Source organism: Bradyrhizobium sp., from assembly GCF_035309285.1.
In the GTDB taxonomy this organism is placed as follows: Bacteria; Pseudomonadota; Alphaproteobacteria; order Rhizobiales; family Xanthobacteraceae; genus Bradyrhizobium.
Genome location: NZ_DATGFH010000167.1, coordinates 53,541 through 68,199 on the forward strand (window position 1 = coordinate 53,541; position 14,659 = coordinate 68,199).

Sequence of the window (14,659 nt, forward strand, 5' to 3'; positions counted from 1 at the left end):
CAAAGCCCGCCGATACGGTCGCGAAATTGCTACCTGACGAAGCCGCGCCTAAAAGTGACTTAAAGAACATACTCAACCACTTAACCGATCCACGCCCGTGCCCCTGATCTACAAAATCTGTCCTGCCTCGGCCTGGCGCGAGGCCGAGCGGCAAGGCGTTTACCGCGGTAGCCGCGACGATGCGCGCGACGGCTTCATCCATTTCTCGACGGCCCCGCAGGTGAACGAGACCGCACGAAAGCACTTTTTCGGGCAAACGGGGCTGTTCCTGGTCGAGGTCGAGACCGACGCGCTCGGCGCCGCGCTGCGCTGGGAGCGCTCGCGCAACGACGAATTGTTTCCGCACCTCTATGGCGAACTCGATCTCGGCGCGGTACGGCGTGTGCTCAACATGCACGCGCGCTCCGACGGCACTCACGACATCCCGGAGCTCGAGCCGTGATCCGCGCCTTCGACGCCCTCTCTCTGCCGCTGCTTCGCTGGCTCGATGCCGAGGACGCGCATCGCCTCGCGATCCATGGCTTGAAATTACTGCCGCCGATGCGGCCGCAGACTGACGATGCCAAGCTTGCGATGCGCGCCTTCGGGCTCAACTTTCCCAATCCGGTCGGCATGGCCGCGGGCTTCGACAAGAATGCCGAGGTGCCGGACGCACTGCTCAAGCTCGGCTTCGGCTTTGTCGAGGTCGGTACCGTCACGCCGTATCCCCAGAGTGGCAATCCGCGGCCGCGACTGTTTCGCCTGGAGCGGGATGAGGGTGTCATCAACCGCATGGGCTTCAACAATGATGGTGCGGACGTTGTGTTGCGGCGGCTCGCCTCGCGTGCCAGCCGTGGCGGCATCGTCGGCGTCAACGTCGGGGCGAACAAGGATTCGCCGGATCGTATTGCGGACTACGTCAAGCTGATCGAAACCTTTGCGCCGGTTGCAAGCTATTTCACCGTGAACGTATCCTCTCCGAACACGCCGGGCCTGCGCAATCTGCAGCAGGCCTCACAGCTCGATGATCTGCTTGCGAGAGTGATCGACGCGCGCGAGCGGGTCCGCGAGACGGCCGGCGATACGCCGGTGCTGCTCAAGATCGCGCCGGATCTCGGACTTTCCGAGCTCGACGATGTCGTGCACGTCGCGCGCTCGCGCCGGGTCGATGGCATGATCGTTGCCAACACGACGCTGGCGCGGCCCTCGTCGCTGCGCGAGACATATCGCGCGAAGGAGCAGGGCGGCCTTTCCGGCCGGCCACTGCTGCGGCTGGCGACGCGGATGGTCGCGGAAACCTATGTGCGCGCCGAGGGCGCGTTTCCATTGATCGGCGTCGGCGGCATCGATAGTGGCGGCGCCGCGCTGACGCGCATCCGCGCCGGCGCCAGCCTGATCCAGCTCTATTCGCCCCTGATCTACAAGGGGCTTGGCCTCGTCGAGGACATCAAGCGCGACCTCGCCTCGACTCTGCTCCGCACCGGCCGCGAGTCGCTGTCGGAGATCGTCGGCGCCGATGCCGCCACGATCACCGCCGAGGATTGGCCGGTGTAGCCACGCCCCGCCGTCGCGCCGGGCGATGACAGTATGTAGGATGGGCAGAGCCAACGGGTCGCGCGAACGCGCGCCCGATGACAGGCTCAGCGAAACCCATCACGAAGACGGCGGGTTTCGCTTTCGCTCGACCCACCCTACGAAGACTTCCCGAACGACGCCTTCACCAGCGCGGGATAGCGCAGCGCCTGCAAGCCGCCGCGCGCCGCATAGTGCACGAGGAAGGCGCCCCAGAGCCCGGCATTGCCGAACGAGCGCAGCGCGAACCAGGCCGAGAGATAGGCCGCAAGCGAGGCCAGCATGAGATTGCGCATGTCGCGCGCCCAGGTCGCGCCGATATAGATGCCGTCGAAGGCAAAGGCGAACACGGAGAGCAACGGCGAGAACACGACGAAGACGAGGAAGTTGCGGGCCGCGATCCGGACATCGTCGCTCGCAGTCATGACATCGATGAGATCAGGGCCAAACGCCGCGAGGCAGGCCGTGACGGCCAGCGCGAAGCCAAAGCCCCAGGCGAGCACCAGCCGCGTCGCGGCGGTGAAGCCCAAGCGGTCGCGCGCCCCCAGCGTCTGGCCGCACAATTGCTCGGCGGCATTGGCGAGGCCGTCGAGAAAGAAGGCGCTCGCCAGGAGAAGATTATTCAGCACGGCGTTGGCGGCGAGCGTCACGTCGCCGGCGCGCGCGCCCTGCGCAGTGAAGAACAGGAAGGCCGCGATCAGCGCGGCGGTCCGGATCATGATGTCGCGATTGACCGACAGCATGCGTATCAGCGCCACGCGATCGAGCAATGCCACGCGCGGGATCACAAGCGATCCGCCGGCGAGGCGGCCCGCGATCATGAGGCCGATCACAAGCCCACATGCTTCCGCAAGCACGGTGGCGAGCGCAGCGCCTGCAATTCCGGCGCGCAAGCCGAGCACCAGCGCAACGGTTGCCGCCATGTTGACCAGGTTGATCGCAATCTGCACGGCGAGTGCAAGCCTTGCGCGCGCCTGTCCGACCAGCCAGCCGAGCACGACATAGTTGCCGAGCGCCAGCGGCGCCGACCAGATGCGGATCGCGAAATAGGTCTTTGCCGCCTGCGTCACGTCGGCGCTGCCACCCATCATCGCAAACAGCATGGCGGCGAGCGGCAGTTGCAGCGCGATCAGGCCAGCCCCGATCAGCGCGGCCACCACGAGCCCGCGCACGAGATGCACGCGCAGCTCCTTTTTTTCGCCGGCGCCGATCGCCTGCGCGGTGAAGGCCAGCGTGCTCATGCGCAGGAAGCCGAACAGCCAGAACAGGCAATCGAAAATGAAGGACGCCATCGCGACGCCGCCGAGCATGGCCGGCTCGTCGAGCCGTCCGATCGCGGTGGTCGAGACGATGCCGATCAAGGGCGTCGTCACGTTCGCGATCATCGCGGGGCCGGCGATCGCGAACACCCGCGCGGTCGTGACTCTGCTGGCAAGCTGGTCGAGGCGCATGTCCACGGGCTTCAACGCACCCTAGAATTCGACAATCATGCCGTCATGTGCCGCCGCATGGGCGAGCCCATCCAGCCGCGACAGCATGTCGTCGCTCATGTGGGTCAGGATCAGCCGCTTCGGCTTGATCTCCGAAAGGTGCGCCTCAAGCGTCTGCAGGCTCAGATGATTCCTGATGGTCCGCTCGTAAGTATAGGCTTCCGCGATGAAGAGATCGGCGTCGCGGCCGAGCGGCACCAGCGCCGCCGTCCATTCGGTATCGGCGGTGTAGGCAAGGACGCGTCCATCCGCCTCGATCCGGTAGGCCAGGAAGGGGCCGCCGGAGTCTCCATGCACCACCGGATAGGGCGTGAGCGTGACGGCGCCGAGGTTGCGCGTTTCCTCCGGCTTGAGCGGCAGGATTGAAAGCTCGAACTTTTGCTGCGTCGCGGACGAACGCTCGAACAATGCTTCCATCACTTGTGCGAGGCGCGACTCGATTCCCTCCGGTCCCGCGATGACAAGCGGGCGGGTGCGGCGCGAGAATTGAGCGTCGAGCAGGAAGAACGGCAGGCCGGCGAAATGATCGCCGTGAAAGTGGGTGATGAGGATCAGATCGATGTCGTTGCGCACGATGCCGCTGCGCTTCAGCGCCGGCAGTGCGGAAGCGCCGCAATCGATCAGGAAATTGACCGAAGCTCCCGTGACGTGAAAGCAGGTATTTTGCCGGCCGCCGGAGCCGAAGGCATCGCCGCAGCCGACAAATCGCACCTGCATCGGATATGACCGTTTGGCGAGAGATCAGCGTCCGCGCGGCGCGCCGAACAGCCGCGACAGGAACCAGATCGGGATCACGATGACGGCGCCGAGCAGGAAATAGCGCCACAGCCAGTTGATGGCGTCGAAGCCAAGGTCCCAGATTCGCCGGAACAGGAGCTGGATGCTGCGCAGGATGTTGTAGGGATCGAAGCCGATCGCGGCGAGCACGACGCCGACCAGGATGGAGAGCAGGATCAGCCGGAACACGACCGCGAGCGGCGAGCCGCCGAGAAAGCGGTTGAGGCCGTCATGGCTGGCCGGCAATTCCCGGGTGTCGTTGGGCATCGAGCTCTCCTTGCGGATTCGTGCCGATCATACTCGGCGAGGAGCACATGGGGAACCCGCCCACGTCAGTCAATGGCTGTCCGACGTTACCAAATTTTTAGCTGCGTCTTCCTTCAACAGCTTTTCCAGCGTCTCCAGCCGATCCGCATCGCGCGGCGGCTTGTCCCAGCGCAGCCGGTTAATGCGGGGAAAGCGCATCGCGATGCCGGACTTGTGCCGCGTCGAGCGCTGCAAGCCTTCGAAGGCGACTTCCAGCACCAGCCCCTGGCCGGGCTCATGCACGACATGGCGCACGGGGCCGAATTTCTCGGTGGTGTTGCGGCGGACGAAGCGATCGATCTGCAACAGCTCGTCATCGGTGAAGCCGAAATAGGCCTTGCCGACCGGAACCAATTGCTCGCCGTCCTCGCCTGAGGTCCAGACGCCGAACGTGTAGTCGGAATAGAACGAGGAGCGCTTGCCGTGGCCGCGCTGCGCATACATCAACACGGCATCGATGATGTGCGGATCGCGCTTCCACTTCCACCATTGACCTTTCGGTCGGCCGGGCAGGTAAGGCGCATCGCGCCGTTTCAGCATCACGCCTTCGACGGCTTCCGCATCTGCGCCGGCACCGGCGGGATCCGCGCGCGCCGTGCGCAAGCCTTCCCAGCTATCGAAGGCAATCGTTGGCGAGAGATCGATGCGGGAATCGTCGAGCTTCTTCACGAAGGCTTCGAGCTTGGCCCGGCGCTCGGCAAACGGCAGCTCGCGCAGATCATTGTCGTCGTCGGCGAGCAGATCATAGGCGCGCAGATGCATCGGAAAGTCTTTGAGCAGCTTGGGCGACACCGCTTTGCGGTTGAGCCGCTGCTGCAGCACGTTGAAACTTTGAACGCGGCCGGCGCGCACCACCAGCAGCTCACCGTCGATCGCGCCGGGCAGGTGCAGCGATGGCGCCAGATCCGGAAAGCCCCCCGTGATGTCCTCGCCGGTGCGCGAATAGAGCCGCACCTGCACGTGGCCGCGCGTATCGCGCCCTGCGACCGCCTGCACGCGGATGCCGTCCCATTTCCATTCGGCGATATAGTCCGTCGGATCGAGGGCAGCGAAATCCGCATCCTCGATCGCGTGCGCGAGCATCACCGGACGGAACGGCGCAGGATCGAGGTTGACCGGCTTGTCACCGCGGCCCTCGAGCCAGGCGAACAGGTCGGAGTAGGGCGGGGACAGGCCCGGCCAGATCAGTTCGACCTCATGCGGGTCCTTGTTTCCGAGGTTGGCCGCGGCGGCTTTCGCGAGCCGCGCGGAAATGCCGATCCGCATCGCGCCGGTGACGAGCTTCAACAGCGCCCAGCGTCCGGTCTCGTCCAGTTCGTCGAGCCAGCGCGCGAGCCGTCGTGGCAGCTCGGTCTTGCCGAGTGTTCGGAGCGTGGTGACGACTTCGGTGAGGGTGGGTGGAGGTGGGTTGTTGTGGTTGCGCGGGCGGAGCGCGTCACGCGCATCGAGCCCGCGGTACCGCCCTCCCTGACCCTCCCCCGCAAGGGGGGAGGGAATGGAGAGAGCGGAGCGTCCATTGCGACTTATCTCACTGCTTGGGAGCTTGCTCTTCGATTGCCCCGGACTCCGCTGCGCTCCCTCCTCCCTTGCGGGGGAGGGCTGGTGAGGGGGGTAGCCCGGAAAAGACTCGTCATGAGTTACGCCGACCTTCGGCCACATCAGCGCGACCGTCTCGGAGAGATCGCCGACATAATCGTAGGAGAGAGCGAACAGCACCGGATCGGTGCGCTCCATGATCAGATCGCGGATCAAGCCGGGCTTGGCGTGCTTGAACGACAGCGCGCCGGTCAGCGCCGCCAGCGCATAGCCGCGATCGGGGTCGCCGACTTCGCGGAAATAGGCTTCCAGCAGCCTGAGCTTGTTGTTGCGGCCGGGCTCATAGGCGAGGCGGTCGAGCAGGGCGGCGAAGCGGTTCATGCGTCGTCGCCTTCGCCTGGCATCTCGCTCTCCTCTTCATCGCCGTAACCGACGAGATCGAGCGGCTGCGCAGCAAGGCCTCGTGTCCGGCACCAATGCACCAGCGCATCCTCCTGGCCATGCGTGACCCAGATCTCGCCGGCGCCGGTTGCCGCAATGGTCGCGGTCAGCCCGTCCCAATCGGCGTGATCGGAGATCACCAGCGGCAGCTCGATGCCGCCCTGTCGGGCGCGTGCGCGCACCCGCATCCATCCTGACGCGAAGGCCGTCACGGGGTCCGGAAAGCGCCGCGTCCAGATGTCGGAGGTCGCGGTCGGCGGCGCCAGTGTGATCGTGCCGGCGAGATCGGCCTTCTTCATGCCGCGCACAGGCTTGAGCTCGCCAAGCGCGATGCCTTTGTTTTCGTAGTAGCGCGTGATCTTTTCCATCGCGCCATGCAGAAAGATCGGTGCGTCGTAACCGGCCTCGCGGATCAGTGCGATCACGCGCTGCGCCTTGCCGAGCGAATAGGCGCCGACGAGATGCGCGCGCTCCGGAAACAATGTCGCCGAGGCGAGCAGCTTCTTCACCTCGTTGGCGGCGTTGCCATGCCGGAACACTGGAAGACCGAAAGTCGCCTCGGTGATGAAGACGTCGCACGGCACAATTTCCAGCGGCGCGCAGGTCGGATCGCGCGCATCCTTGTAGTCGCCGGAGGCGACGATGCAGGTGTCCTTGCAGCTCACCGCGATCTGCGCCGAGCCCAGCACGTGGCCGGCGGGATGAAATTTCACCGTGACGTCGCCGAGCTTGATCTCCTCGCCATAACGGATCGCCTGCGTCGAGCCGGCGAAATTGTCGCCATAGCGCAGCCGCATGATGTCGAGCGTCTCCTGCGTCGCCAGCACCGCGCCATGGCCGGCACGCGCATGGTCGGAATGGCCATGGGTGATCACTGCCCGCTCCACGGGGCGCACCGGATCGATGTGGAAGTTACCCGGCTTGCAGCAGAGACCGGCGGGGGTGGGGATGAGGATGTCTTGCGGTCGCATCTGGCGAATATAGGCCGTACGAGACGGATTATCAGGTCTCACGCGGCCTGCTGCCATCGTTCCCCCTCGTCATGCGCGGGCTTGACCCGCGCATCCATCTACAGAAAGACTCCTTCCCTCAAGATGGATTGCCGGGTCGAGCCCGGCAATGACGAGACACGTAGACCATGCCTGCCCGTTTGTTCCTGTCCTCCGGCGATCTCATTGCCGACCGCCGCTTCGAGTTTGCGCGCGACCTGCAATTGAAGGGCGATCTTCCGGCCGCCGCCGATCTCCTGGAGCAGGCGATCGAGCTTGCGCCGAACTTTCCCTCGGCCTGGTTCACGCTCGGCGAAATCCGCGAGCAGCTCGGCCAGCATGAGGCGGCGATCGCGGCGTTTCGCCGCGCGTGCGCATCCGATCCGCATGACCGCCACGGCGCCGCGGTCTGGCTGATGCGGCTCGGTGCCGATCAGCTCGGCGAGATGCCGAAGGGCTATGTGCAGGCGCTGTTCGATCAATATGCGCCGCGCTTCGAGGCTGCGCTCATCGGCGACCTCGGCTATCGCGCGCCGCAGCTCTTGTTCAAGGCCGCGCTGTCAGTGCGGGTGAAAGCGAAGAAGCCCGCCTTCTTCAAGCGCGCGATCGATCTCGGCTGCGGCACTGGGCTCGCGGCAAGCGCCTTTGCGAAGGAGGTCGATAATTTCATCGGCATCGATTTGTCGCCCGGCATGATCGAACAGGCGCGCGCCACCGGCCTTTATGCTGAGCTCGAGGTCGCCGACATGGTCGAGGGCCTCTCCACAAAGCCTGACGCCAGCGCGAACCTGCTGCTCGCGGCAGACGCCATGTGTTACGTTTCCGATATCGCGCCGGTGCTGGTGGAAGCCGAGCGCGTGCTGGCGGGAGGCGGCGTGTTTGCGTTCACGCTGGAGACGCACAACGGCGACGGCGTGATCATCGGCGAAGGTTTGCGTTACGCCCACGCTACGGACTATGTCCGCGGCAAAATCACCGCGGCGGGCCTTGGCGTCGCATATCTGGAGGCCGCCTCGCCGCGCAACGAGGACAACAAGCCGGTGCAGGGGCTCGTGGTCGTCGCCGCCAAGACATGAGTCGAGACGTGGGACGAAGTGAAGCGCTGTGCCATCTCCTGCCAAAATCGCCTTCTCGCTCTCGACGTAAGCGCCCGGACGGCTTAGCTCTTAGGCCGTGTCGCTCCTGGACCTGCTCGAACCCTTAGGCCAATCGGCCGCGCTACCCGACCGTTTCCAGAAATGGTTCACGGCGCGCGGCTGGTCGCCGCGCGAGCATCAGTTGGCGCTGCTGCAGAAGGCGCGCGCGGACCGCTCGGCGCTCCTGATCGCGCCGACCGGCGCCGGCAAGACGCTGGCGGGATTCTTGCCGACGCTGGTGGAGCTTTCGTCCTTGTCACCTCCCCCCTTGCGGGGGAGGTCGACGCTCTCGGCAGCGCACTTGCGCGCCAGAGAGCGGCGGGAGGGGGGTAAGCCACAAGCACCGATGCCCGCGGCTTACCCCCCTCCCCAACCCTCCCCCGCAAGGGGCGAGGGAGCTGTAGCGGGCGCCGCTGAGACGCCGCGAGGTGAAAAGTCGCATGTCATCTCCACCGGCCGCGGCGTTAAGCGCACCGGCGGCCTGCACACGCTCTACATCTCGCCGCTGAAGGCGCTCGCGGTCGACATCGCCCGCAACCTGGAGACGCCGATTGCGGAGATGAAGCTGCCGATCAAGGTCGAGACCCGCACCGGCGACACGCCGGTGTCGCGGCGTCAGCGTCAGCGGCGTTATCCGCCGGACATTCTGCTCACCACGCCCGAACAGCTCGCGCTGCTGCTCGCGTCCGACGATTCGCCGTATCTGTTCTCCTCGCTGAAGCGTATCGTGCTCGACGAGCTGCATGCGCTCGTCACCTCCAAGCGCGGCGATCTCTTGTCGCTTGGGCTCGCGCGGCTCTGGAAGCTCGCGCCCGAGCTACGCGCGATTGGCCTGTCGGCGACGGTGGCCGAACCGGCGCAGCTTGCGCGCTTCCTGGTGCCGCAGCCCGAAGGCCAAAGCGTCTCCGCCGACATTGTCACCGCCGGCGGCGCGGCAGCACCGGTCGTGGAGATGCTGGATACGCGCGAGCGGTTGCCCTGGGCCGGCCATACCGCACGTCATGCGCTGGGCGAGATCTATGAGCTGATCAAGCGCAACAAGACCACGCTCGTGTTCGTCAACACGCGCAGCCAGGCCGAGATGCTGTTCCAGGAGCTCTGGCGCATGAATGACGATGCGCTCGCGATCGCGCTGCATCACGGCTCGCTCGACGTCGCCCAGCGCCGCAAGGTCGAGGACGCGATGTCGGCCGGAAAACTCCGCGGCGTGGTCTGCACCTCGTCCCTCGATCTCGGCGTCGACTGGGGCGACGTCGATCTCGTCATCAATATCGGCGCGCCGAAGGGCTCCTCGCGGCTGATGCAGCGAATCGGCCGCGCCAATCATCGCCTCGACGAGCCCTCGCGCGCGGTCCTCGTGCCGGCCAACCGCTTCGAGGTGCTGGAATGCTCGGTTGCGATCGATGCCATTGCCGAGAATGCGCAGGACACGCCGCCGCTCCGCGCTGGCGCGCTCGACGTGCTGGCGCAGCATGTGCTGGGCCGCGCTTGCGGCGAGCCGTTCTTGTCGGATGAACTCTATGCGGAGGTGCTGACGGCAGCGCCCTATGCCAATCTCACGCGCAGCGATTTCGACGACGTCGTCGAGTTCGTTGCGACCGGCGGTTATGCGCTGAAAACCTACGAGCGCTTCGCGCGCATCAAGCAGGACAAGCAGGGCCGCTGGCGCGTCGCCAATCCCTACGTGCGGCAGAGCTATCGGCTCAATGTCGGCACCATCGTCGAAGAGCCGATGCTGAAGGTGAAGCTGGTGCGCTCGCGTGCGGGCGGTGCGGGCGCGACCGGCGCGATCGCCCGCGGGGGCCGCATGCTGGGTGAGATCGAGGAATATTTCATCGAGGGCCTCGTCGTCGGCGACACCTTTGTGTTCGGCGGCGAGATCGTGCGCTACGAGGCCCTCGTCGAAGACCAGGTCTATGTCTCCCGCGCCAACGACAAGGACGCGAAGGTGCCGTCCTATATGGGCGGAAAATTTCCGCTCTCGACCTATCTCGCCGAGCGCGTGCGCAAGCTGCTCGACGACAGGCGTGCGTGGAACGCGTTGCCGGAGCAGGTGCGCGACTGGCTGGTGCTGCAGACGGATTTTTCCCGCGTGCCGGCGCTGCGCGAGCTGCTCGTCGAAACCTTTCCACGCGGTGGCAAGCATTATCTCGTCTGCTATCCCTTCGAGGGGCGGCTCGCGCACCAGACGCTCGGCATGCTGCTCACACGCAGGCTCGAGCGCGCCCGCGCCCGGCCGCTCGGCTTCGTTGCCAACGAATATGCGCTTGCGATCTGGGGCGTCGGTGACATGTCGCACATGATCCGCCACGGCAGGATCGACCTCAACGCGCTGTTCGAGACCGACATGCTCGGCGACGACCTCGAAGCATGGCTCCACGAATCCGCGCTGATGAAGCGCACCTTCCGCAATGGCGCGCTGATCTCGGGACTGATCGCGCGCCGCTTCACCGATGAGGACAAGAGCCGCCGCCAGGTGCTGTTCTCGACCGACCTGATCTACGACGTCCTGCGCAAGCATCAGCCCGACCACGTCCTGCTCCGCGGGGCGCGCGCCGACGCGGCCACGGGTCTCCTCGACCTCAAGCGGCTCGGTGATATGCTCGCGCGCATCCATGGCCGAATCACCCACCGGGAACTCGACCATGTTTCGCCGCTCGCAGTCCCCGTGATGCTGGAAATTGGCCGCGAGTCAGTTTATGGCGAAGCGTCAGACGAACTCTTGGCGGAAGCGGCCAGCGAGCTCGTCAAAGAGGCAATGGGATAACTGGCAGCAACGTGGCAGCAGGCGCGCAACCCACCGAAAACATCGATATGCGCGCCACGACAATCGACATTGCCGGCGTCACGCTGCACGCCGATCTCGCCGGCGCGCTGCTCTGGGACGAGCAGGGCCTGCTCGTCGTCGCCGACCTGCATCTGGAAAAAGGCTCGAGCTTTGCCACACGCGGCGTGCTGCTGCCACCTTATGACACCGTGGCGACGCTGAGCCGCCTTGCCGCCGTGATCGCGCGGCACAACCCGCGCCGGGTGATCGCGCTCGGCGACAGCTTCCATGACCGCGAGGCGCATGAGCGGCTTTCCGTGGCCGATCGCGAGGCGCTGACTGCGCTACAGGCGCATCGCGACTGGATCTGGATTTCAGGTAACCACGATCCCGCCATCCCGTCGGATTTCGGCGGCGTGGTCGCAACCGAGGTCGCGATCGGGCCGATCGCGTTCCGGCATGAGCCGACCGGCGCCTTCGGCGAGATCGCCGGGCATCTGCATCCCAAGGCGCGCGTGCCAACGCGCGGCCGCGCGGTGGAGCGGCGCTGCTTTGCCTGCGACGACGCGCGGCTCGTGATGCCGTCCTTCGGCGCCTATACCGGGGGCCTCAGCATCCGCGACCAAGCGTTCACCAAAGTCTTCGGCGCGCCCGCCTTCACCGCGCATGTCCTCGGCGACAACCGCCTGCACACCATCGCCGCGTCGCGGTGTTATTGAAAAAGAATGTAGGGTGGGCAAAGCCAACGGGTCCGATCGAACGCGCGGCCCGATGACAGGCTCCGCGTGCCCACCACTTTGGTTGCGCAGCTCGTGAATAGATGCTGGGCACGGCGCAAAGGCGCCTTTGCCCACCCTACGATCTACGAAAATCTCGAAGAGCTACGCCGCCTTCGCCTGAATGCCGTCGCAGAATTCCGCGAGCTTGTCGGCGAGTCGCAGCGTCGCCGGGCTGGCGTCGGGGGAAGCCACCAGTGCGACCTCGGTCTTGTCGATCGGCGCAAAGCCGTCTTTGGCCGTCAGCACGCGGTGATCGGCCTGGATTGATATCTCTGACAGGATGCTGAGGCCCATGCCGGCTGCAACCGCAGCCTGGATGCCGGCGAGGCTCGACGACGTATACGCCATGTGCCAGGCGCGGCCGGCGCTTTCGAGGGCATGGATGGCGCGCGCACGATAGAGGCAGCCGGCAGGAAAGCCGATCAGCGGCACCGAACCCGCGCGGGTGTCGCGCGGGTGGCTCCGGCTCGTCACCCAATGCACGCGCTCGGGCCAGGAGGCGATGCCGCCCTTTTCGGTCGCGTCGCGCTTGAGCAGCGCGAGGTCGAGATCGCCGCGTTCGAGGTCGCGTTTGAGATACGTGCTCTGGTCGGCGCGCACGTCGAGCCGCAGGCTCGGATGCGAGCGCGCGAAGGACGCGAGCAGCTTTGCGAGGCGATAGGCGGCGAAATCCTCGGGGATGCCGATCCGCACCGCGCCTTCATTGCCCGGTCGGCCGACCACATCGCGCGCTTCCTCCGCAAGCGAGAGCAGCCGCCGCGCATAAGAGAGCAGCCGCTCGCCGGCTTCCGTCGGCGTCACGTCCTTGCCGTTCCGGTTCAGCAGCACCTGGCCGATATCGTCCTCCAGTCGCCGGATCTGCTGGCTCACCGTCGATTGCGTGCGGTGGACGCGCTCGCCGGCGCGAGTGAAGCCGCCGGCATCGACCACCGAGACGAAACTCTTCAACAGCTCCAGATCGAGCATTTTGGCATCCATTCGAAAATCCACTGATGGTCAGTCTATCATTTAATTTCCAAATAGCAATGCGTGACCCTAGATCAAGGGCCGAAGGAGACCCGTAATGTCCATCGCACCCTCGATCGCCATTCCCGCCCCCCGCACTCGTTTCAACGCGCTGCCTCTTTATATCGGCCTGTTCTGCCTGCTCTGGAGCTTTGCCTTTGTCGCCGGCAAGATCGGCGTCACCGATTGCCCGCCACTGATCCTGCTCGCGGCGCGCTTCTCGCTCGCCGGGATACTGATCCTCGGTGCGTCAGCCTTCCGCCGCGATGCCTGGCGCTTGACTTGGCGGGAGGTGGCAATATTCGCGATCCTCGGCGTCGCCAACAACGCGCTCTATCTCGGCCTCGGCTATACCGGATTGAAATCCGTCTCAGCCGGCCTCGGCGGCCTGATCGTCTCCGCCAATCCGGTGTTCACGGCGGCACTGGCCGCGCTGTTTCTTGGCGAATTCATGACCTGGCGCAAAGTGCTCGGCCTGCTGCTTGGCATCGTCGGCGTGGGCTTCATCGTCTGGCATCGCATGTCGGTCGGAACCGACAGCCTGCACGGCATCCTGTTCACGCTGGCCTCGCTCGCCTCCATCGTCGCCGGCACCATCCTGTTCAAGCTGTTCGCGCCGAGGGGTAGTCTCTGGATCGGCAACGGCATCCAGAATCTCGCCGCCGGCATCGTGCTGACGCCGATAGCGCTCACCTTCGCCGACGCGAGCGCGATCGTGCCGAGCGCGCGGCTTGCGCTTGCTTTCGCCTACCTGGTGCTCGGCGGCTCGATCCTCGCCTATTTGCTCTGGTTCCATCTGCTGAAAGTGTGCGGCGCAACGGCTGCAAGCGCCTATCACTTCCTGATGCCGCCGCTCGGCATGTTCTTCGCCTGGCTCGTGCTCGGCGAACACGTCGCCTTCCGCGACATGCTCGGCATTGTGCCGGTCGCGCTCGGTATCTATCTCGTCACACGGCCGGCGGTTTCACGAGGAAGCAAAGCATGAGCGTCTCCATCACCCTGATCGGCGGTCCGACCGCGCTGCTCGAGATCGACGGTTTCCGCCTTCTCACCGATCCGACCTTCGATGCGCCCGGCAGCTATCAATTGCCGCACGTGAAACTGGAAAAGCTGGAAGGCCCGGCGATGTCGGCCGATGCGATCGGCGAGATCGATGCGGTGCTGCTGAGCCACGACCAGCATGCCGACAATCTCGATCACTCCGGCAAGGATTTTCTCGCTCACGCCAGGCGCGTGCTGACCACCGAGGCCGGAGCCAAGCGGCTCGGCAGTCACGCCGAAGGCTTTGCGCCCTGGGCCACGACGGAGCTCAAGAAGGGCGGCGCCTCGCTCACCATCACCGCGACACCGGCGCGCCACGGTCCGGCCGGCATCGAGCCGCTGGCCGGCGATGTCATCGGCTTCGTCGTCGCCTCCAGCAAGCCGGGCGCGCGTCCGATCTATGTCAGCGGTGACACCACATGGTTCGACGGTGTCGCCGAAGTGGCGCGGCGCTTCAACTGCGGCGTGGTGCTGCCCTTCGCCGGCGCGGCGCAGACCCGCGGGCCGTTCCACCTCACCATGGACACCAACGACACCATCGAGACCGCGCGCGCATTTGCCGATGCGGTGATCGTTCCCGTACACACCGACGGCTGGGCGCATTTCCGCCAGAACGCCAAGGATCTGCGCGCGAGCTTCGATGCGCTGGGGTTCGGCAAGCGGCTGAAGCTATTGGAGCCGGGCGTGACGACGGTGATCGAGTAGGCTCTCGCGTCGTCGTCATTGCGAGCGAAGCGAAGCAATCCAGACTGCTTGCGCGGCGGCACTCTGGATTGCTTCGTCGCGGGGCCTGTCATCGGGCCGCGCCTTCGCGCGGACCCGTTGGCTCCTCGCAATGACG

General features: G+C 65.6%; 13 protein-coding genes. 7 read left to right on the forward strand and 6 right to left on the reverse strand.

What is annotated here, in order from left to right; genetic code table 11:
• Window positions 1–97 precede the first annotated feature (97 nt).
• A complete protein-coding gene (locus VKR55_RS29595; RefSeq protein WP_324408939.1) occupies window positions 98–442 on the forward strand; it encodes a DUF952 domain-containing protein in 345 nt (114 codons plus the stop codon).
• The gene (locus tag VKR55_RS29600) at window positions 439–1,533 is read left to right on the forward strand and encodes a quinone-dependent dihydroorotate dehydrogenase (RefSeq protein ID WP_324408940.1); all 1,095 of its coding nucleotides are present in this window, start codon (window positions 439–441) and stop codon (window positions 1,531–1,533) included. Before VKR55_RS29595 ends, VKR55_RS29600 begins: the two co-directional genes overlap by 4 nt.
• 137 nt (window positions 1,534–1,670) lie before the next feature.
• On the opposite strand, the gene VKR55_RS29605 is transcribed toward VKR55_RS29600, so the two are convergent.
• From VKR55_RS29605 to VKR55_RS29625, 5 genes are all read right to left on the reverse strand, one after another.
• Window positions 1,671–3,002, reverse strand: a complete 1,332-nt coding sequence (locus tag VKR55_RS29605; RefSeq protein ID WP_324408941.1) for an MATE family efflux transporter — start codon at window positions 3,000–3,002, stop codon at window positions 1,671–1,673.
• Window positions 3,003–3,023: 21 nt separating this feature from the next.
• Window positions 3,024–3,758 carry an MBL fold metallo-hydrolase gene (locus tag VKR55_RS29610; RefSeq protein WP_324408942.1) on the reverse strand — a complete coding sequence of 245 codons (735 nt, stop codon included), beginning with the start codon at window positions 3,756–3,758 and terminating at the stop codon, window positions 3,024–3,026.
• Window positions 3,759–3,782: 24 nt separating this feature from the next.
• The gene (locus VKR55_RS29615; protein WP_324408943.1) at window positions 3,783–4,085 is read right to left on the reverse strand and encodes a DUF6460 domain-containing protein; all 303 of its coding nucleotides are present in this window, start codon (window positions 4,083–4,085) and stop codon (window positions 3,783–3,785) included.
• Window positions 4,086–4,154: 69 nt separating this feature from the next.
• Window positions 4,155–6,041 (reverse strand): cisplatin damage response ATP-dependent DNA ligase, encoded by a 1,887-nt coding sequence (locus VKR55_RS29620; RefSeq protein ID WP_324408944.1) that lies wholly within the window; start codon window positions 6,039–6,041, stop codon window positions 4,155–4,157.
• Complete coding sequence (locus VKR55_RS29625; RefSeq protein WP_324409043.1) at window positions 6,038–7,072, reverse strand: ligase-associated DNA damage response exonuclease; 1,035 nt, start codon at window positions 7,070–7,072, stop codon at window positions 6,038–6,040. Before VKR55_RS29625 ends, VKR55_RS29620 begins: the two co-directional genes overlap by 4 nt.
• A gap of 167 nt (window positions 7,073–7,239) precedes the next feature.
• On the opposite strand from VKR55_RS29625, the gene VKR55_RS29630 reads away from it, so the two are divergent.
• The 3 genes from VKR55_RS29630 to pdeM all read left to right on the forward strand — a co-directional run bounded on the left by VKR55_RS29630 (window position 7,240) and on the right by pdeM (window position 11,712).
• A complete protein-coding gene (locus VKR55_RS29630; RefSeq protein WP_324408945.1) occupies window positions 7,240–8,166 on the forward strand; it encodes a class I SAM-dependent DNA methyltransferase in 927 nt (308 codons plus the stop codon).
• 97 nt (window positions 8,167–8,263) lie between these two features.
• Entirely contained in the window at window positions 8,264–10,993 is a 2,730-nt protein-coding gene (locus VKR55_RS29635) for a ligase-associated DNA damage response DEXH box helicase (protein ID WP_324408946.1), read from the forward strand.
• Window positions 10,994–11,040: 47 nt separating this feature from the next.
• Window positions 11,041–11,712 carry a ligase-associated DNA damage response endonuclease PdeM gene (gene pdeM, locus VKR55_RS29640; RefSeq protein WP_324408947.1) on the forward strand — a complete coding sequence of 224 codons (672 nt, stop codon included), beginning with the start codon at window positions 11,041–11,043 and terminating at the stop codon, window positions 11,710–11,712.
• A gap of 162 nt (window positions 11,713–11,874) precedes the next feature.
• On the opposite strand, the gene VKR55_RS29645 is transcribed toward pdeM, so the two are convergent.
• The gene (locus VKR55_RS29645) at window positions 11,875–12,738 is read right to left on the reverse strand and encodes a LysR family transcriptional regulator (protein WP_324409044.1); all 864 of its coding nucleotides are present in this window, start codon (window positions 12,736–12,738) and stop codon (window positions 11,875–11,877) included.
• A 97-nt stretch (window positions 12,739–12,835) separates the two neighbouring features.
• Here VKR55_RS29645 and VKR55_RS29650 point away from each other — a divergent pair, with 97 nt between their 5' ends.
• Complete coding sequence (locus VKR55_RS29650) at window positions 12,836–13,762, forward strand: DMT family transporter (RefSeq protein ID WP_324408948.1); 927 nt, start codon at window positions 12,836–12,838, stop codon at window positions 13,760–13,762.
• On the forward strand, window positions 13,759–14,523 hold the full coding sequence (locus VKR55_RS29655; protein WP_324408949.1) for an MBL fold metallo-hydrolase: 765 nt from the start codon (window positions 13,759–13,761) through the stop codon (window positions 14,521–14,523). Before VKR55_RS29650 ends, VKR55_RS29655 begins: the two co-directional genes overlap by 4 nt.
• Window positions 14,524–14,659: the final 136 nt, after the last annotated feature.

Excerpts from the sequence above, each read along its gene's own strand:
- VKR55_RS29605 (WP_324408941.1), bottom strand. The coding sequence starts at position 3,002 with ATGCGCCTCGACCAGCTTGCCAGCAGAGTCACGACCGCGCGGGTGTTC.
- VKR55_RS29610 (WP_324408942.1), bottom strand. The coding sequence starts at position 3,758 with ATGCAGGTGCGATTTGTCGGCTGCGGCGATGCCTTCGGCTCCGGCGGC.
- VKR55_RS29615 (WP_324408943.1), bottom strand. The coding sequence starts at position 4,085 with ATGCCCAACGACACCCGGGAATTGCCGGCCAGCCATGACGGCCTCAAC.
- VKR55_RS29620 (WP_324408944.1), bottom strand. The coding sequence starts at position 6,041 with ATGAACCGCTTCGCCGCCCTGCTCGACCGCCTCGCCTATGAGCCCGGC.
- VKR55_RS29625 (WP_324409043.1), bottom strand. The coding sequence starts at position 7,072 with ATGCGACCGCAAGACATCCTCATCCCCACCCCCGCCGGTCTCTGCTGC.
- VKR55_RS29630 (WP_324408945.1), top strand. The coding sequence starts at position 7,240 with ATGCCTGCCCGTTTGTTCCTGTCCTCCGGCGATCTCATTGCCGACCGC.
- pdeM (WP_324408947.1), top strand. The coding sequence starts at position 11,041 with ATGCGCGCCACGACAATCGACATTGCCGGCGTCACGCTGCACGCCGAT.
- VKR55_RS29645 (WP_324409044.1), bottom strand. The coding sequence starts at position 12,738 with ATGCTCGATCTGGAGCTGTTGAAGAGTTTCGTCTCGGTGGTCGATGCC.
- VKR55_RS29650 (WP_324408948.1), top strand. The coding sequence starts at position 12,836 with ATGTCCATCGCACCCTCGATCGCCATTCCCGCCCCCCGCACTCGTTTC.
- VKR55_RS29655 (WP_324408949.1), top strand. The coding sequence starts at position 13,759 with ATGAGCGTCTCCATCACCCTGATCGGCGGTCCGACCGCGCTGCTCGAG.